The sequence below is a fragment of the Streptomyces sp. F001 genome (assembly GCF_004187715.1).
GTDB lineage: Bacteria > Actinomycetota > Actinomycetes > Streptomycetales > Streptomycetaceae > Streptomyces > Streptomyces flavusporus.
Genome location: NZ_QZWF01000031.1, coordinates 1 through 18,732, shown reverse-complemented (window position 1 = coordinate 18,732; position 18,732 = coordinate 1). Strand labels below are relative to the sequence as shown.

Annotated in this window: 12 protein-coding genes and 1 pseudogene; 3 read left to right on the top strand and 10 right to left on the bottom strand. The window is 73.5% G+C overall.

Features of this window, described 5'->3' with window-relative positions:
• Positions 1-90: 90 nt before the first annotated feature.
• Positions 91-888 carry a lipoyl(octanoyl) transferase LipB gene (lipB, locus tag StrepF001_RS39855; protein WP_129802985.1) on the bottom strand — a complete coding sequence of 266 codons (798 nt, stop codon included), beginning with the start codon at positions 886-888 and terminating at the stop codon, positions 91-93.
• 244 nt (positions 889-1,132) lie between these two features.
• On the opposite strand from lipB, the gene StrepF001_RS39850 reads away from it, so the two are divergent.
• On the top strand, positions 1,133-2,569 hold the full coding sequence (locus tag StrepF001_RS39850; RefSeq protein WP_129802984.1) for a regulator: 1,437 nt from the start codon (positions 1,133-1,135) through the stop codon (positions 2,567-2,569).
• Between the two features lie 35 nt (positions 2,570-2,604).
• On the opposite strand, the pseudogene StrepF001_RS39845 reads toward StrepF001_RS39850, so the two are convergent.
• Positions 2,605-3,996, bottom strand: a pseudogene (locus StrepF001_RS39845) (NAD(P)/FAD-dependent oxidoreductase).
• Positions 3,997-4,168: 172 nt separating this feature from the next.
• A complete protein-coding gene (locus StrepF001_RS39840) occupies positions 4,169-5,071 on the bottom strand; it encodes a TIGR01777 family oxidoreductase (RefSeq protein WP_129802983.1) in 903 nt (300 codons plus the stop codon).
• A gap of 71 nt (positions 5,072-5,142) precedes the next feature.
• On the opposite strand from StrepF001_RS39840, the gene StrepF001_RS39835 reads away from it, so the two are divergent.
• Positions 5,143-5,673 (top strand): GNAT family N-acetyltransferase, encoded by a 531-nt coding sequence (locus tag StrepF001_RS39835; protein ID WP_206307104.1) that lies wholly within the window; start codon positions 5,143-5,145, stop codon positions 5,671-5,673.
• Here StrepF001_RS39835 and StrepF001_RS39830 read toward each other — a convergent pair.
• A complete protein-coding gene (locus StrepF001_RS39830; RefSeq protein ID WP_129802982.1) occupies positions 5,663-6,847 on the bottom strand; it encodes a MarP family serine protease in 1,185 nt (394 codons plus the stop codon). The genes StrepF001_RS39835 and StrepF001_RS39830 overlap by 11 nt on opposite strands.
• 273 nt (positions 6,848-7,120) lie before the next feature.
• On the opposite strand from StrepF001_RS39830, the gene StrepF001_RS39825 reads away from it, so the two are divergent.
• Positions 7,121-7,891: a peptidoglycan recognition protein gene (locus tag StrepF001_RS39825; RefSeq protein ID WP_240797912.1), complete on the top strand. Its 771-nt coding sequence runs from the start codon at positions 7,121-7,123 to the stop codon at positions 7,889-7,891.
• A 135-nt stretch (positions 7,892-8,026) separates the two neighbouring features.
• Here the strand turns inward: StrepF001_RS39825 and StrepF001_RS39820 are convergent, their stop codons facing one another.
• The 6 genes from StrepF001_RS39820 to sucB form a co-directional block, all read right to left on the bottom strand.
• Entirely contained in the window at positions 8,027-8,545 is a 519-nt protein-coding gene (locus tag StrepF001_RS39820; protein WP_129802986.1) for a DUF4240 domain-containing protein, read from the bottom strand.
• A gap of 294 nt (positions 8,546-8,839) precedes the next feature.
• Complete coding sequence (gene aceE / locus StrepF001_RS39815; RefSeq protein ID WP_129802980.1) at positions 8,840-11,542, bottom strand: pyruvate dehydrogenase (acetyl-transferring), homodimeric type; 2,703 nt, start codon at positions 11,540-11,542, stop codon at positions 8,840-8,842.
• 326 nt (positions 11,543-11,868) lie between these two features.
• Positions 11,869-12,000 carry a hypothetical protein gene (locus tag StrepF001_RS49860; RefSeq protein WP_276322887.1) on the bottom strand — a complete coding sequence of 44 codons (132 nt, stop codon included), beginning with the start codon at positions 11,998-12,000 and terminating at the stop codon, positions 11,869-11,871.
• A gap of 57 nt (positions 12,001-12,057) precedes the next feature.
• Positions 12,058-16,734 (bottom strand): cation-translocating P-type ATPase, encoded by a 4,677-nt coding sequence (locus tag StrepF001_RS46715; RefSeq protein ID WP_206307103.1) that lies wholly within the window; start codon positions 16,732-16,734, stop codon positions 12,058-12,060.
• A gap of 71 nt (positions 16,735-16,805) precedes the next feature.
• Positions 16,806-17,444: a GntR family transcriptional regulator gene (locus StrepF001_RS39795; RefSeq protein ID WP_129802977.1), complete on the bottom strand. Its 639-nt coding sequence runs from the start codon at positions 17,442-17,444 to the stop codon at positions 16,806-16,808.
• A 203-nt stretch (positions 17,445-17,647) separates the two neighbouring features.
• Positions 17,648-18,732, bottom strand: a 1,085-nt coding sequence (gene sucB / locus StrepF001_RS39790) for a 2-oxoglutarate dehydrogenase, E2 component, dihydrolipoamide succinyltransferase (RefSeq protein WP_129802976.1), incomplete at its 5' end; no start/stop codon positions are given.

The window sequence follows — 18,732 nt, the reverse complement described above, 5'->3', positions numbered from 1 at the left end:
GCGCCCACCCTCCCCCACTCTCGGCTTCGCTCGAGCGGGGGGACCCCCATCGCCCCAGCGGCACGACTGCCCGCAGCTGCGGCGCTGCCGTTATGCCGACGCCCGTTCGATCTCGCGCGGCTTCAGGTCTGCGTTTTCCAGTACGTCCCTCAGGTGCCGTTCCACCACCGGCAGCACCTCCTCGATCGTCACGTCGCGGCCCAGTTCGTTCGCGAGGGAGGCGACTCCCGCGTCCCGGATGCCGCACGGGATGATCTTGTCGAACCACTTGTTGTCCGGGTTCACGTTCAGCGCGAAGCCGTGCATCGTGACGCCCTTGGCGACGCGGATGCCGATCGCCGCGATCTTGCGGTCCTCGCGGCGCTGGCCCGCGTTGGAGGGGGCGTACTCCGGGCCGTTCAGGCGGGGGTCGAACTCCTCGTCCTGCAGGCGGGGGTCGAAGTCGAGGGAGAGCCCGCCGAGGGCCGGGCGCTGCTCCACCGGGTCGCCCAGCACCCACACTCCGCTGCGGCCCTCGACCCGGGTGGTCTCCAGGCCGAACTCCGTGCAGGTGCGGATCAGCGCCTCTTCCAGGCGCCGTACGTGGGCCACCACGTCCACCGGGCGCGGCAGCTTCTGGATCGGGTAGCCCACCAGCTGGCCCGGACCGTGCCAGGTGATCTTGCCGCCGCGGTCCACGTCGATGACCGGCGTGCCGTCCAGGGGGCGCTCGTTGTCCGCCGTGCGCCGGCCCGCGGTGTAGACCGGCGGGTGCTCCAGCAGCAGCACGGTGTCGGGGATCTCGTCGGCGAACCGTGCCGCGTGCACCCGGCGCTGTTCGTCCCACGCCTCCTGGTACTCGACGGCGTCCGCACCGAATCCCATCCGGACGAACCGCAACTCACTCACGGCAAGCGCCTCCCTAGAAGGTCGTAAGGCATGAAACGCGCCTACGCCACTGTACGACTGCTCCGAGCGCGTCAGCCCCGCGGGCAATCCTCACACGATCGGATGAATGAACGTCGAAGTGTGCGATCGGCTGCTCACTCTCCGCTACATTCGCGCCGTTCACGAGGCCATAAGGGCTGCTCACAGGCAATCCGGGCACCGCAGGGCCTCTGCGAGGCCCGAAAGGCAGGAGACCGCACCGCAGATGACGGAACGACCCGCGCAGCGCACTCCCAACCGCCAGCTCGCCGCGCTCATCGCAGAAGCGGGATTCTCCAACGCAGGTCTGGCCCGTCGTGTGGACCAGCTCGGCCTCGAACACGGCCTCGATCTGAGATACGACAAGACCTCCGTCACCCGCTGGCTGCGCGGACAGCAGCCCAGAGGGGCGACCCCCGCCCTCATCGCCGAGGTGTTCACTCGGCGGCTCGGGCGCCGGCTCACCGCGCAGGACCTGGGCCTGGACGCCTGCGCCCCGGTCTACGCCGGCCTGGAGTTCGCGGCCGGCCCCGAGGAGGCCGTCGACATCGTCAGCGGACTGTGGCGCAAGGACTCCGGCAGCCATGCCGAGCTGCGCAAGATCGCGTTCACCGCGGCCGGGCTCGTCGTGCCCAGCCGGGACTGGCTGATCGGGCGGGCCGACGAGAAGGTGGCCCGCGGCGAGCTGCTCACCCGGGTGCCCCCGCAGGGCCGCCCTGCAGTGCCCCGGCAGCGCGGCCAGTCCGAACGCGCCTCCGGCCATCGGGTCACCGCCGGTGACATCGCCGCGCTGCGCTCGGTCGGCGAGCTGTTCCGCACCCTCGACAACGCCTACGGCGGCGGCCACGCCCGCCAGGCCCTCGTGCGCTACCTGGAGCACGAGTGCGAGCCGATGCTGCGCGGCACCTACGGCGAGCAGACCGGCCGTCACCTGTTCGCCGCCGCCGCCGACCTCACCCGGCTGGCCGGCTGGACGTCGTACGACATTGCCGCGCACGGCCTCGCCCAGCGCTACTTCGTGCAGGCGCTGCGGCTCGCGCAGGCGGCCGGGGAGCGGGCGTACGGCAGTTACGTCCTGGCCACCATGAGCCGGCAGGCCGTGTACCTCGGCCACGGGCGCGAGGCGGTGCAGCTGGCACGCGTGGCGCAGCAGGGGGTGGGCAGTTCCGCCCCGCCCGTCGTCCAGGCTCTGCTGCACGCCGCCGAGGCGCGCGGGCACGGGGTGCTGGGGGAGGTCCGGGCCTGTACCGCCGCGCTCGTCCGGGCCGAGCGCACCCTGGAGGCCGCCCGGACCGGGGACGAGGTGCCGCACTGGGCGCGGTTCTTCGACGAGGCCCAGCTCGCCGACGAGTTCGGGCACTGCCACCGGGACCTGCAGCAGTTCCGCGCCGCCGCGCAGCATGCCGAGCGCTCCCTGCAGCTGCGCGCCCCCGGCTTCGCCCGCAGCCGCCTTTTCTGCCGGGTCGTCCTCGCCACCGCCCGCCTCGGCCTCGGCGAACTCGACCAGGCCTGCGCGCTGGCCGCCGAGGCGGCGGGCCAGGCCGCGGAGATGCGCTCGGTGCGGGCGGTGGAGTACGTCAGGGACTTCGAGCGACGGCTGGAGCCGTACAAGGACGCAGCGCCGGTACGGACGTACCGGGACAAAGTGGCAGCCCTGAGCTGAGCCCACGGGGCGGGGTCACCACCGTGGACCGGGGCTCACGCCGCCCGAGGCGTCGGCGCCGGCTCCGCCGCCTGCATCGACCCCGCCCCCAGGTCCGCCAGAATCGCCGCCGACGCCCGTCGCCCGGAGTGCAGCGCACCCTGGACGCTGCTGGTGTCCCGGTGGTCGCCGCACACATACAGGCCCGTCATCAGCCGCACCGGCCGCCGCAGATCGTGCGGCGGCCGCATCGCGGGCACGGCCTCGGCGGTGTGGTGCACGGCAAGGGTCTCCCAGCGCGCCGTGGAGGTGCCGTAGAGGCGTGCCAGGTGCATCCGTACGGCCGTGTCGACGTCGGCCGGCGGGACGCCGAGCACCGTCGACGAGATCAGCGCCCGGCCCTGCGGCGCCCGGGTCGGGTCCACGGCGCTGACCACTGCCGTGTGCGCCACCGGCCCGCCCCGGTCGGCGTCGAGCAGCAGCGACGCCCCGGTCTGAGGCGGATCGTCGGTCGTGTGGTGCACCACCGTCACCGGATGGAAGTCCGGCACCCGCAGGCCGGGCAGCAGTTCGGCGGCGGTGCGCGCGTCCGTGGCCAGCAGGACGGCCCGGCAGCGGAACTCGCCGTGCTCGGCCGTGGTCACCGATGTCGTGGCGACCGAGGTGACCTGCACGCCGGTGCGCACCGTGCCCGGCGGCAGCGCCCTCGCGAGCAGCTCGGGCAGCGCCTCGGCCCCGCCCTCCGGAAGGCCCATCCGCCCCCCGGCGAACGCCCGCAGCGCGAGGTCCGCGCACCGGCTGGAGGTGGTCAGGTCCGGGTCGCACAGCAGGGCGGCGAGCAGCGGGCGCACAAAGCCGCGTCGTGGGGCGGCAGTCGCGCTCCGCGAGGGCCTGTGCGGCGGGTGACTCCGGGCGGGCGAGCAGCCGTTCGACGGGCATGCTCCCGATCCGGGCGAGCGCGGCCCCGAGGCGCGCCTGGTCACGGCGCCCCCCAGCGGGCGCCCGCCGCCCCGCGGCACGGAGGCCGGGCGCGGTGCGGCCGACGGCAGCGCGCGAGGGGCCCGGGCCGGCGGTGGCACCCTGGGGGCGCTCGCCAGGGCGCGCACGGCGTGCAATGCGCCCCTTGCGCTCCCTCCGCCCGCCGGAGCGCCCGCCCGCTGCCGGCGGCCGTCGCTGTACAGCAGGACGCCCGGGGCGAACAGCCGCAGGGTGAGCGCGTCGAGCCCCGGCGTCAGGCGCAGTTCGGGATACGACGTGAACAAGAGCTGTCCGATGCGGTCGAGCCGGAAACCGTCGACCTTCTCGGTCGCCATACGGCCGCCCGCGCAACGGGCGGCCTCCAGAACCGTGGTGGTGACTCCTGCACGGGTCAGCCGATGTGCAGCCGAGAGTCCGGCGACCCCGGCTCCCACGACGACGACGTCCGCCTGAAATGCGGGCTCTAGCACGTGCCCCTCCTCGAGGTTGCGCGGCCGGTGGAGACCTCATGCCCCCAACCGGCGCCGGGGATACCCGAGTTCGGGTCGAGGTTAGGGCGGTGATCGGCCGTCGGCAGTCGCGCATGGACAGGGCACGGTCGCACAGCGGTCGCATACGGTCGGAACCCGACTGTCGCGCCGGTCACTCCGCGGCCCGGATCGCCTCCTCGATTCCGGGGAACGCGAACGAGAACCCAGACTCCAACAGCCGCATCGGCAACACCCGTTGACTGCCCAGCACGTCCCCGGCCAGCTCGCCCAGCACGGCCCGCAGCACCGGCGCGGGCACCGCGAAGAGCGTCGGCCGGTGCAGCACCCGGCCCATCGCCGCGGTGATCTCACGGTTCGTCAGCGGCTGCGGAGCCGTCAGGTTGAACGGTCCCGACAGGTCGTCGTGGTCGAGGAGATGCCGGATCGCGGCGACCTCGTCGTGCAGCGCGATGAACGACCAGTACTGCCGCCCGTCGCCCAGCCGCCCGCCCAGTCCGGCCCGGAACAGCGGGAACAGCCGCCCCCAGGCGCCGCCCCCGCGGGCCACCACCAGCCCGGTCCGCGGGAACACCGTGCGCACGCCCGCCTCCTGTGCGGGCGCCGCGGCCGCCTCCCACCGAACGCACAGCTCGGGCAGGAATCCGGCCCCCGCGGGCGCGCTCTCGTCGACCGGTCGCTCCCCGGTCTCCCCGTAGTAGCCGATCGCACTGCCGTTGACGAACACCTTCGGTCGCTCCTGCGCCGGCAGTGCGGCGACGGCCTCGGCCAGCGCCCGCGTACCGAGCACCCGGCTGTCCCGGATCCGCGCCTTGTACGCCTCGGTCCACCGGTGGTCGCCGATCCCGGCGCCCGCCAGGTTCACCACGGCGTCGCACCCCGCGAGCCCGGCCGTGTCCACATACCCGCCCTCGGGGTCCCAGCAGGCCTCGTCCGCCGTCCGGGCCGCCCGGCGCACCAGCCGCACCACCTCGTGCCCGTCCGCGGTCAGGGACCGCACCAGGGCACTGCCGATCAGACCGGACGCACCGGCCACCGCGATTCGGGAACGTTCCATACGGCCATCATGCCGCCGGCACCGCCGAAATCCCCGAGGGCGCCTCACCCGTGCGACGTACGCTGACCGTCATGCCGGATCCGCAGATACACATACGTCATGCCCTGTACGAGGACGAGGAGGCGCTGGCCCGGCTCGACCGCGCCACCTGGTCTCCGCTGCACGCCGTCCAGCCCCGCCCCCGGCCGCCGTACGAGCCCTTCTTCAACGACCGGTTCGGGCCACTGGACCATCTCGTCGCCGAGCTCGCCGGACGCGGCGACGCGGTGATCGGCTACATCCGGCTGGGCCTTCCCACCCCGCTGGAGTGCAACGCCCACGTCCGCCAGATCCAGGGCCTGGCCGTCGCCGAGGAAGCGCGCGGCGCCGGGGTCGCCCGTGCGCTGCTGCGTGCCGCGCAGGACGAGGCACGGCGCCAGGGAGCCCGCCGCATCACCCTGCGCGTCCTCGGCCACAACACCCCGGCCCGCAAACTGTACGAGTCCGAGGGGTTCGTGGTGGAGGGGGTCCTGCCCGAGGAGTTCTTCATCGACGGCGCGTACGTCGACGACGTCCTGATGGGGCGTTCGCTGCAGCTCGCACCGGCAGCGCCTACGACGTGACCAGCTCGCCCGTGTCCACCGGTGTCGTCGCGTCCGCCGCCCGCGCGGCGTCGCCGGTGACCTCGTCAGCCGTCAGGACGTAGCCGGTTTCCGCGTCGGAGGTGGAACGCGCGAAGACCACGCCGTACACCCGGCCGTCGGTGGTCAGCAGCGGGCCGCCGGAGTTGCCGGGGCGGACCGTGGAGCGGATCGAGTAGATCTCGCGGGTGACGCTCTCGTCGTTGTAGATGTTCTGGCCGGTCGCCCGCACCCGGTTCGCCACCGTGGCCGCCTGCAGGTCCAGGCCGCCGTCCTGCGGATAGCCGGCCACCACGGCCGCCTCGCCGCGCTCGGCGTCGTCGACGAAGTCCAGGACGGGGGCGCGCAGACCGGGCACGTGGAGCACCGCCACGTCCCGGTCGGGGGCGAAGAGCACCACCCGCGCCTCGTACGCCTGCCCGATCCCGCCGACCCGCACGGTGGGGGCGTCGATGCCCGCCACCACATGGGCGTTGGTCATCACATGCTCCGCGGCGTACACGAACCCGCTGCCCTCGCGGCCCTGGCCGCCCGCGACGCCCTCCACCTTCACCGTGCTCAGCTTGGCGGCGTTCGTGGCGCGCGCCGTGACGTTGTCCCCGGAGGGCTTGGCCACCTCGGCGGTCGACTCGTTCTCGAAGGGGTTGAAGACCTGCGGGAAGCCCGCCTCGGTGAGCGCCGACGTGGCCTGCGAGAACCACGCGGGCGTGGTGTCCGGCATCGCGTTCTGCACCGCACCGAGCAGCCGCGAGTCCCGTATCGCCGAGGTCAGCAGCGGCGACGAGGACGCGGCCAGCACACTCGCCACCACCCAGGCCACGATCAGCACGGCCACCGAGTTGGCCGCGGCCCCGCCGATCCCGTCGGCCACCCTGAGCGGCCCCCGGTCCAGCTCGCGCCGCAGCCTCAGCGCCAGCCGCCCGGCCAGCTCATGGCCCACCGCCGCCGGGACCAGCACCGTGAGCACCGCGGTCACCGTCGCCGCCGTCGTCCCCGGCGTTGCCAGGTCCATCACCCACGGCAGGATCCACACGCCGATGACCGCACCGCCCACGAACCCGGCGAGCGAGACACAGCCGGCCACCAGTCCGCGCCGGTACCCGGAACCGGCGTAGACCAGGATCACCAGCACCAGCAGGATGTCGAGCAGGTCCACGGAGCCGCCTTTCTCTAGGACCCGTCGGTACGCGTCGGTACGCGCCCGGCACGTCTTAGTACGCGCGAGAAGAGCCCAGTGATCAGCCACGCGCGCGTGTCGGTCGGAAACCGGCCACGCGTGCATGTACCTCGGAAAACGCCGCGGACCCGGACGACGGTTCCACCGGGTGGCACACCACACATCGCGGGCGGACCGCATCCGGCCGACAGTGGGGTCATGTGCGTGTTTCCTCATGGCCCTTGGCGAGGGCGAGGTGCTCGACGACGTGCCGTGCGCGAACCCGGCACCGCGGTGGGGCTGCTGGGCTGCCTGCCCGGGCTCACCGCGGTGGCCGTTCTGGCGCTGTGCGCGCACGGCGTGGACCGCTCCGGGACGGCCGCCCGGGCCGACCGTTCGCTCGCGGCCCGCCACGCCGCCCCGTACACCGCGCCCAAGCCGCGGGTCGTTCCGAGGTCGGTATGGCTGAAGCTGGGCGAGACCCCCGGCCGGCAGCCACCGCCGCGCTACGACGACAAGGTCGTCGCCGTGTTCGTGCACCACACCGACTCGCCCAACGGCTACAAGTGCGCCGACGCCCCCCGCATCATCCGCCACCTGTACACGGGCCAGACCGGCGTCCGCCACTGGGACGACATCGGCTACAACTTCCTCGTCGACCGCTGCGGCACGATCTACGAGGGCCGTGCGGGCGGCGTCGACCGTCCCGTCACCGGCGCCCACACCCAGGGCTTCAACCACCGCACCGCCGGCATCGCCGCCATAGGCACCTTCACCGCGGGTGTCGAGACGCCGAAGGCGATGACCGACGCGATAGCGGCGCTGGCCGCCTGGAAGCTGGGCCTGTCGGACACCGACCCGCGTACCCGGGTCCGCCTGGTCTCCAGCAACAGCAAGAGCCGCTTCACCGCCGGTACTTCCGCCAGACTGCCGGCGCTGGCCGGCCACACCGACGGCTTCCAGACCAGCTGCCCGGGCGCGGCCCTGACCGCGCGGCTGCCGGAGATCAGGGAACGCGCCGCCCGGCTCCAGGGCAGGACATGAGGCCACAGGGAGGCCACAGCGGCAGTCGGCGGGGCCGCGTGGGCCTGGTCGAAGGGGCTCGCCCCCGCTTGCGGGGTGCCTCGCAGGCGTACATCCCGTCGGACCCGAGCCGGTGCAGGGCCGCCTGAGCGGGCGTCACTCCTTGAAGCGGTCCCACAGCCGCGGATACCGCTCGGCCAGCACCCGGTCGTCCTCGAGGTCGATCGGCGTGCCCTCCGGTTCCGCGGCGGCGGGCGGGATGCCGAGATCGGGGGCGACGGTGCCGGTGAGCTGCTCGTAGGCCTCGTCGGCCGCGTAGCCGAGCTCCTCGCCGTCGCCGTCGATCTCCTCGTCGAAGTCGTCCAGCAGGTCGGCGAGCGAGTCCGGGTCGTGCAGGGCGCCCTCGAACACCTCGCGGCCCTGGCCGATCAGCCAGCACCGGAAGAAGTCGAAGGCGTCGTCGCTGGCCCCGTCGAGCAGCACCCAGGCGGCGCCCCACAGGTCCCAGCGGTAGGAGCGGTTGTAGCGGGCCTCGAAGTGACGGGCGAAGTCGAGCACCGCCTCGGGGTCCATCTGCGAGAGCCGGTCGACGAGCAGGTCGGCCTGTTCCTCGGGGTCGCCCTCGGCGGCCTCGCGGGTGGTGTCCACGAGCTCCCAGAACTCCGTCTCGTCCATCACGGGTCCAGCATCGGGCCTGGACGGATGGGACGCACGTGGAGTGCGGCGGATTGTTATCGGCGGCAGAGCTCCGCGAGCCGCGTGTGGGTGACCTCCTCGGGCTCCCCGGGGAGGGCCGGCGCCGCCCACCAGCCGGCGTCCGGGGCGTTCGCGCCCTGCAGCGCCTCGCGCGCAAACGCCGGAGGGGCTGAACCACTCAGCCCCTCCGGCGCTCGAGGAGTGGGGTCTGGGGCGCGGAGCCCCAGAGGACGGGACGGGTAGGGGCGGCGGGGGCGAAAACCCCCTCCGGACCTACAGGCCGTACCGCTCCCGCGCCTCCTTCACCGCTGTCGCCTTGACCTCGCCCCGCTTCGCGAGCTGGGCCAGGGACGCGACGACGATCGACTCGGCGTCGACGCCGAAGTGACGGCGGGCGGCCTCACGGGTGTCCGACAGACCGAAGCCGTCGGCGCCCAGCGAGGAGTAGTCCTGCTCGACCCACTGCGCGATCTGGTCCGGGACCTGGCGCATGTAGTCGGAGACAGCCAGCACCGGCCCTTCGGCGCCCTGCAGCGCCTGACGGACGTACGGTACCCGCTCCTCGCCGCGCAGCAGTGCCTCGTCGGCCTCCAGCGCGTCCCGGCGCAGCTCGCTCCACGAGGTCGCGGACCACACGTCGGCGGCCACGCCCCACTCCTCGGCGAGCAGCTGCTGCGCCCTGAGCGCCCAGTGGATCGCCGTGCCGGAGCCCAGCAGCTGGATCCGCGGGGCGTTCGCCGCCGGGGACAGCCCCGCCGACTCCGCCGTGTTGAAGCGGTACAGGCCCTTGACGATGCCCTCGTCGATGCCGAGGCCCGACGGCTTCGCGGGCTGCGGCAGCGGCTCGTTGTAGACCGTCAGGTAGTAGAAGACGTCCGGGTCCTCGCCGGGCGCGGCCTCGCCGTACATGCGGCGCAGACCGTCCTTCACGATCGTCGCGATCTCGTAGGCGAACGCCGGGTCGTACGTCAGCGCGGCCGGGTTGGTCGCGGCGATGACGGGGGAGTGGCCGTCGGCGTGCTGCAGGCCCTCACCGGTCAGCGTCGTACGACCGGCCGTGGCGCCGACGAGGAAGCCGCGGCCGAGCTGGTCGCCGAGCTGCCACATCTGGTCGGCCGTGCGCTGCCAGCCGAACATCGAGTAGAAGATGTAGAACGGGATCATCGCCTCGCCGTGCGTCGCGTACGACGTGGACGCGGCGATGAAGTCGGCCATCGAACCGGCCTCGGTGATCCCCTCGTTGAGGATCTGGCCGTTCTTGGCCTCCTTGTAGTACATCAGCTGGTCGCGGTCGACCGGCTCGTACGTCTGGCCCTTGGGCGAGTAGATGCCGAGGGAGGGGAACAGGCTCTCCATGCCGAAGGTGCGCGCCTCGTCGGGGACGATCGGCACCCAGCGCTTGCCCGTCTCCTTGTCGCGGACCAGGTCCTTGACCAGGCGGACGAAAGCCATCGTGGTCGCCAGGTTCTGCGAGCCGGAGCCCTTGTCGAAGGAGGCGAAGGCCTTCTCGGCCGGGGCGGGCAGCGGCGCGACCGGGTGGACGCGGCGGGCCGGGGCCGGACCGCCGAGGGCGGCGCGGCGCTCCTGGAGGTAGCGCACCTCGGGGGAGTCGGCACCGGGGTGGGCGTAGGGCACGACACCGTCGGCGAACGCGCTGTCGGCGATGGGCAGGCCCAGCAGGTCCCGCATCGCCTTGAACTCGTCCACCGACAGCTTCTTCATCTGGTGGTTGGCGTTCTTCGACGCGAAGCCCGTACCGAGGGTGTGGCCCTTGACCGTCTGGGCCAGGATCACGGTCGGCGCGCCCTTGTGCTCGACGGCGGCCTTGTACGCGGCGTACACCTTGCGCGGCTCGTGACCACCACGGGAGAAGTGGAAGCAGTCGAGGATCTTGTCGTCGCCGATCAGCTTCGCCATCTCGGCCAGCGCCGGGTCGGCGCCGAAGAAGTCCTGGCGGATGTAGGCGGCGTCGCGCGTCTGGTACGTCTGCACCTGGGCGTCGGGTACCTGGCGCAGGCGGCGTACGAGCGCGCCCGTGGTGTCGAGCTGGAACAGCTCGTCCCAGGCGGAGCCCCACAGCGTCTTGACGACGTTCCAGCCGGCGCCGCGGAACTGGGCCTCCAGCTCCTGCACGATCTTGAAGTTGGCGCGGACCGGGCCGTCGAGGCGCTGCAGGTTGCAGTTGATGACGAAGGTGAGGTTGTCCAGCTCCTCACGGGCGGCCAGCGCGAGGGCCGCCGTCGACTCCGGCTCGTCCATCTCGCCGTCGCCGAGGAAGGCCCAGACGTGGGAGGCGGAGACGTCCTTGATGCCGCGGTTGGTGAGGTAGCGGTTGAACCGCGCCTGGTAGATCGCGGAGAGCGGGCCGAGGCCCATCGACACCGTCGGGAACTCCCACAGCCAGGGCAGGCGGCGCGGGTGCGGGTACGACGGGAGGCCGTTGCCGCCGGACTCGCGGCGGAAGTTGTCGAGGTGGTGCTCGCTGAGCCGGCCGTCGAGGAAGGCGCGGGCGTAGATGCCGGGGGAGGCGTGGCCCTGGATGTAGAGCTGGTCGCCGGACCCGTCGGCCTCCTTGCCCTTGAAGAAGTGGTTGAAGCCGGTCTCGTACAGCCAGGCCGCGGAGGCGAAGGTGGCGATGTGGCCGCCGACGCCGTATTTCGAGCCGCGGGTCACCATGGCGGCCGCGTTCCAGCGGTTCCAGGCGGTGATCCGGGCCTCCATCTCCTCGTCACCGGGCACGGACGGCTCGGCGGCGGTGGGGATGGTGTTGACGTAGTCGGTCTCGAGCAGCTTGGGCAGCGCGATGCCGGCGCCCTCGGCGCGCTCCAGCGTGCGGCGCATCAGATACGCGGCACGGTGCGGCCCGGCCGCCTTGGCGACAGCGTCCAGGGAGGCCTGCCATTCGGCGGTCTCCTCCGGGTCGCGGTCCGGGAGCTGGTCGAGCTCGCTCGGCTGGATGGCGTTGGGGTCGGTCATGTCGCCGCCTTCCTCAGTCGAAGGGGGTTCCCTCATCGGTAAGGGTTCGGGGGTGCCCTTGGTCTTTGGCAGGACAGGGCGTGGGCTCTGGTGGAAGCCCGTCGGCGACTGTAACTCCCTGATCGATGATCGATCAAAGGGTTGAGGGCGAAAACCTCTTGATCGCGAGAAAGTCGGCACGCGGTGCCTTTGCGACAGGCACGCGGTGCCGCGTTTTCCCTGCTCAGATGAGGTGTGGGTGGCTAACTTGGGCGGCTGACCCAGGCTCCGGCCGGGGCAGGCGGTCCCCTGAACGGCCAACGCGCTCAGGGGACTTCGTCGTCCGGTCAGGCGTATGTGGCGGCCGGGCGTGCGGTGGCGCCGAACGACTTCCAGAGCTGCATGAACAGGCGCACCAGGGCGGCCTCGATCAGGGCGACGGCCACCTGGGTGACGATCGTGGTGAGGATGTGCGGCATGGTGAGCCGCCTTTCGTGTGCAGTGTGCGGGGTACGGCTCCTTTGTCCGGGCCGATGTCATCCGCGAGGCTGCGCGATGGTGTCCTTCAGGTGAAATCTGCCTTGCATCCCGGCGATGCCCTGTGCCGCGGCCGGCACGACAACCGACCCCGCCGCCGAGGCCAGCGCGATCGTCCAGCCCACGGGGCCCAGCGGCCGGCTGCCGAAGAAGTGGCTGAGCCCGGGCACGCTCACCACCACACCCAGCACCACCAGGGACCCCGCCACGGCCGACGCGACCACCGGATCGCGGCCCGCGTCCGCCAGCGTCTGGAGCAACTGGGACGTCACCAGGGCGACCAGGGCGACCGTGTCGGCGTGCCCCCGGGTGCCGGTCGCCCGGGCGAGCACCCAGGCGACGGTGGCCGCCGCCGTGGTGAGGACGGCGCGCAGCCGGATGTGGCGGGTAAGTGCTCTGCCGAGCGAGGCCTCCGGCCCCTCCGCGAGCAGCCGGCCGGCGTGGTCGGCGGGCGGCCGGGCGGCGATCGCCATGGCGGGCAGCATGTCGGTGAGCAGGTTCACCAGGAGGAGCTGGCGTGCGTTCAGCGCGCTGCGCCCGGTGAGCAGCGTGGTCGCCAGGGTGAAGACGATCTCGCCCAGGTTGCCGCCGAGCAGGATGCCCAGCGCCTTGCGCACCGAGGCCCACATGGCCCGGCCCTCGACGAAGGCGTCGACGATCGTCTCGATACGGTCGTCGGTGACGACGACATCGGCGGCGGCGCGGGCGGCCGGGGTGGCCCGTGAACCGAGGGCGATACCGACGTCGGCGATCCGGATGGCGGGCGCGTCGTTGGCGCCGTCGCCGGTGACGGCGACGATCCGGCCGGCCGAGCGCAGCGCGGTGACGATACGGACCTTGTGGGCCGGAGTGACCCGGGCGAACACCGTGATCTCGGGCAGCGTCTTGGCCAGCGCCGCGTCGTCCAGTGCGTCCAGCTCCGCCCCGGTCATCAGCCGGGGCTCCTCCTCGGGCCGCAGCTCCCGGGCGATCGCGGCGGCGGTGCTGGGGTGGTCGCCGGTGAGCATGACGATGCGCACCCCGGCCCGGGACAGCCGGTCCACGCTCTGAGCGGCCGTGGCCCGCACCGGGTCCGCCAGGCCCAGCAGGCCCAGCAGACACAGCCCGTCGACGTCCTCGTCAGCGAGTTCGGCGGGACCTTCCGGCGGCCCGCCCGCCGGCAGGACGTGCTCGGCGACCGCGAGGACCCGCAGACCGCGCCGGGCCAGCCGGTCGATCTCCGCCTCGACCTCCCCCCGCAGCCGGTCCCCGAACGGCTCGGTGGCACCCCGGCGGATACGGTCACAGCGGGCCAGTACCACCTCGGGTGCGCCCTTGACGGCGAGCCGCGCCTCGGAGTCGGTCCGCCCCAGCACGGCGTGGAAGCCGCGCCCCGGCTCGAACGGCAGCTCCACCAGCTGCTCCCAGCTGTCCGAGCCGAGCCCGGCCGCCCGCTCCGGGGCGGCGCCGAGCAGCTCGGCCCCCGCCGCGATGGCACGGTCGGTGGGGTGGGCGAGCGTGGCGGCCGGGCCCCGCGGACCCGCCAGGGCCGCCGTGGCGACGATCCGGCGCAGCGCTGGGGTGAGCCGGCCGGGCGGACGGCGTTCCAGGGCGTCGGAGACCTGCTGGAGGCTGATCCGGCCCTCGGTGAGCGTGCCGGTCTTGTCGAAGCACAGGACGTCGGTGCGGCCCAGCGCCTCGATGGTGGAGGCGCTGCGGACGAGGGTGTCGCGGGTGGACAGCCGGCGCGCCGCGGCCAGCTCCGCGACCGTGGCGACGAAGGGCAGTCCCTCCGGTACGGCCGCGACACACAGGCTGACCGCGGAGCCCAGGGCGGCGCCCGCGGGTCGCCTGCGCAGCAGTTCGACGGCGAACAGGACGACCCCGGCGGCGATGGACAGCGGCAGGAACCACCGGCCCAGCGCCTTCAGCCGCCGCTCCACACCGCTCTCCGGCGGCCCGCCCTCGGGGCCCGCCTCCGCCGCACTGCCCGCCTCGGTGGCCGTCCCGGTGGCGACGACCACGGCGAGGGCCTGGCCGGCCGCCACCGTCGTCCCCTCGTAGAGCATCGACGTCCGGTCCGCGACCGTCCGGGCCGCGGTCGGCGCGGCGCTCTTCACGACCGGCAGCGACTCACCGGTGAGACTGGACTCGTCCACCTCCAGACCCGTCGCCCGCACCACCCGGCAGTCCGCCGGCACCGCGTCCCCGGCCCGCAGCTCGATCACGTCGCCGCGCACCAGATGCTCACCGGCCGCCTCCACCGTCTCGGCCAGGCCGGGTCGCCGCACCCGCACCCGCGCCGAGGTCGCCTCGACCAGCCGTTCCGCCGCCTCGTCGGCCTGCTGCCGCTGCACCCCGCCGACCAGTGCGTCCACGCCGAGCACCCCGCCGATCAGCAGGGAGTCCAGCACCGAGCCGAGCGCCGCCGAGATGCCGCCGCCGATGGCCAGAACGGGCGTGAGCGGATTGGCCAGTTCCTCCGCGATCCGGCCGATCAGGGTGACGGCGCCGTCGTGCCGGTCATGGCCCTCGAACTGCCTTCGCCGGGCGGCCTCGGCCTCGTCCAGCCCACGGGAGGAGGTGCCCAGACGGGCCATCACCTGACGTACCGTCATGGCGTGCCAGGGCGTGCGCTCGGCGGCGGCCGGGGCGGGACGGCCGTGCAGTTGCCAGCCTGCCCAGAAGCCCGCCGCGATCCCCGCGATGGTCACCCCGTCGGTCACCAGGCGGGCCCGCACCCAGGCCCGTGGGCGGGGCACCAGGAGGGCGAGGCCCGAGCCCGCCGCGGCGCCGACGACCTCCAGCCGGGTGCACAGCCGGCTGATCCGCCGAGCCTCCGGCAGGGTCGTCAGCAGCAGGTGGACGACATCGGGCGGGGCGGCGACATCGGCGTCCCACGGCACGTGCCGGGTGACGGTGATCACCCCGATGCCCAGGTCCGCGCGGACGAGCGCGCGCCGGGTCCGTGCCGAGACCACCGCGACACCGTGCCCGTCGGCCTGGAGGGAGCGCACCAGGGCGGCCGTACGCCGGTGCCCGGTGGGCGCGGCCTGAGCGAGCCCGAACCGGCGGTGCAGACCGGGCGGGCCGCCCACCAGCCGCACCTGCCCGCACTCCCGCGCCGCGTGCACCAAGTGGTGGGCGAGCGGGTGCAGTTGGGGCACCAGGGCGGCCACGGCCACCGGCGTGCCCGCCCGCAGCACGAGCATCACCTGCGCCCCCTCCTCGGCCCACTGCCGAGCCTGCGCGGCCGTCGCCGCGGGTGCGCCGGTACCGCCCGCAGCGATGGCCGCTCCCGTCCACGGCCGCAGCTCCCACCCCCCCAACTGCCGTGCAGGCAACGGCACTCCACCGTGCCGGGCCCGCCACCTGGGCGGCGGGCCGTCGGGCGCGATCAGCTCGTGGATACGTGCGTGAATCTCGTCGTCTCCCGGCCCGTCGCCCTCGGGATCGCCGGTCTGCGGGGTGCCGTCGGTGTGTCCCCCGGGGTCCGGCGGGCCCGGCCTCAGGGGGCCGGGTGGGGGCAGGCGCAGGACGTTCTCCACCGTCCAGGCGCCGTCGGCCAGTACCCGGGCGTCGAGGACCACCGTGTCGATGCGGTCCAGCCGGCGCAGCGGCTCCGGCCGCAGCACCAGGGCCCCGCGGTCGGAGACGGCCCGGCCCACCGAGGACGCGAACGCCTCCCGGCCGAACCGCGGGCCCCTCGGCGTCCCCGCGATCAGCAGCGCCAGCGCGCGGTCGTGACCGAGCCTGCCGAGCGTGGTGAGCCCGTACGCCGCGAGGGAGGCCGGCGCCGCCACGTTCGCGTACCGCTCACCAGGGCCCGGGGGCAGCGGTGCGGGCCGCTCGTAGCCCGGGACGGCGTGGTGGCGGTAGGTGCCCTCGTGCACGGCCAGCCTGCGCGCCCAGTTCCCCCACGCCGCGCGGCGGGCCTGCACCTCCGTGTACCGGGCAGCGGCCAGTACGGCGGCCACCATCGCGCCCAGCGGCCGGTACGTCAGCGTCGTCACCACCAGGTTCGCCGCGGCGAAACTCCGCTCCGCGGCCGGCTCGCCGATCCGGCGGGCCAGGCCCTCACGCAGCGGCGGCATCGACTCCACGAGCTGGAGCGCCGAGATCACCACCGGCGGCAGGCCCCGCAGCCCGACGGCGTTCCCCACCGACGCCACGCCCACCGCCACCAGGCCCGCTCCGAGCCGTACGGCCGAGCCGATCCGCGCCCCCACCGCCCCGGGGTAGCCCACCGGCGACCGCCCCGCATCCACGCCCCCGGCGCGCCCGGCACGGAGCGCCTCCTCCTCGGCGGCCGCGTCCGCGGCGGCGACGACGTCGACCAGGGTCTCCGGATCGGTCTCCGGCCCGCAGCCCACGTACACGCAGCCCAGCGTGCCGTTCACCTCGGCCCGGCTCACCCCCGTCACCCGGCGCAGCGCGGCCTCCAGCTCACGTGCCGCGGATGCCGTCCCGGCCCGTCCCAGGCGCCGTACCTCGATCTGCACGCCTCCGGGGGTTCGCCAGAGCCGGGGCCCGCCGGGCCGCAGCATCGGCCCGACCACCGGCAGCGCCGCCGGTACGCCGGTCAGCCCCTGCGCGACGGCCCGGACCGTCGAGGCGACGGCGGCCGTCGTCGAGGGCACCACGGACGCGGGCAGCACGGACCTGGTGAGCACGGAGGACAGCTGTGGCCAGATCACGCGCGGCCTCCACCATCGGCCGACGGGGGGAGGATCCGAGTGCCCGCTTACGGCATGAGCGAATCCGGAAATCAGGCGTGATCGTCGGCGGCGCGCGGCGCGCAGCCCAGCACGTGTTCCTTCACCAGGCGGCCGATGTCCGGATCGCGCCGCCGGAACGCCTCGACCAACTCCTCGTGCTCCTCGGCGTAGGACTGCTGGACCGTGCCCAGCCAGCGGATGGAAAGCGTCGTGAAGACCTCGATGCCGAGGCCCTCCCAGGTGTGCAGCAGCACCGAGTTGCCGGCCGCCCGGACCAGCTCGCGGTGGAAGGCGACCGTGTGCCGTACCTGGGCCGTGCCGTCGGACTTGCGGTCGGCCTCGTACAGGGCGGCGACATGCGGCTGCAGGGCCGAGCAGTCCTGGGACAGCCGCTCCGCGGCCAGCTCCGCCGCGATCGCCTCCAGGCCGGCCCGGACCGGGTAGCTCTCCTCCAGGTCGGCCGCCGTCAGGTTCCGCACCCGTACGCCCTTGTTCGGCGCCGACTCGATCAGCCGCAGCGACTCCAGCTCGCGCAGCGCCTCTCGCACCGGCGTCTGGCTGACCTCCAGTTCGGTGGCGATGCGCCGCTCCACGATCCGCTCGCCCGGCTGCCAGCGTCCGCTGATGATCCCCTCGAGGATGTGCTCGCGGATCTGTTCGCGCAGCGAGTGGACGACGGGCGTGGTCATGAGGGCTCCTTAGGGAGGGGCAATCCAGACCCCGGGGCGTTTGACGTTTAGACAATAAGGCCGCCGGACCGTCCCTGAGGGGCGCGCGGGGGCGCTTTCGCGCAGGTGAGACGAGACTTACACGCCCCGGCAACGCGCGGCGCCCCCGCCCGGAAAGCTCCGGGCGGGGGCGCCGTACGACCTGTCAGGTCCTGTCGGAGAAATCAGAGGCCGAGTTCGACCTCGAACTCGCCCGCCTCCAGGATCGCCTTGACCGCCGTCAGGTAACGGGCCGCGTCGGCGCCGTCCACCAGGCGGTGGTCGTAGGAGAGCGTCAGGTACGTCATGTCGCGGACGCCGATGACCGTGCCCTCCTCGGTCTCGATGACGGCTGGGCGCTTGACCGTGGCACCGATGCCGAGGATCGCGACCTGACCCGGCGGAACGATGATCGTGTCGAACAGCGCACCGCGCGAGCCGGTGTTGGAGATGGTGAAGGTCGCGCCCGCGAGCTCGTCCGGCGTGATCTTGTTGCCGCGGACCTTGCCCGCCAGGTCGGCCGTGGCCTTGGCGATGCCGGCGATGTTGAGGTCACCGGCGTTCTTGATGACCGGGGTCATCAGGCCCTTCTCGGAGTCCACCGCGATACCGATGTTCTCGGTGTCGAAGTAGGTGATGGTCCCCTCGGCCTCGTTGATCTTGGCGTTGATGACCGGGTGGGCCTTCAGCGCCTGCGCGGCGGCCTTGACGAAGAACGGCATCGGGGAGAGCTTGACGCCCTCGCGTGCCGCGAACGAGTTCTTGGCCTGGGCGCGCAGCCGCATCAGACGGGTCACGTCGACCTCGACGACCGAGGACAGCTGGGCCTGCTCGTGCAGCGCCTTGACCATGTTGTCGCCGATGACCTTGCGGATGCGCGGCATCTTGACGGTCTGGCCACGGAGGGGGGAGACCTCCAGGACCGGCGCCTTCTTGGCGGCCGGAGCAGCGGCAGCGGCCGGAGCCGGAGCAGCGGCGGCGGCCTTCGCGGCCTCGGCGGCGGCCAGGACGTCCTGCTTGCGGATCCGGCCGCCGACGCCGGTGCCCTTGACGGTGGACAGGTCGACGCCGTTCTCGGCGGCGAGCTTGCGCACCAGCGGGGTGACGTAGGCGCCCTCGTCGGTCGGCTGAGCGGCGGCGGGTACCGGAGCCGTCGGCGTGACCGGAGCCGGAGCGGCCGGCGCGGGCGCCGGAGCAGCGGGCTGGGCCGGGACCGCGGGAGCCGGGGCGGGCGCGGCCGGAGCAGCGGGTGCCGGAGCCGGTGCGGCGG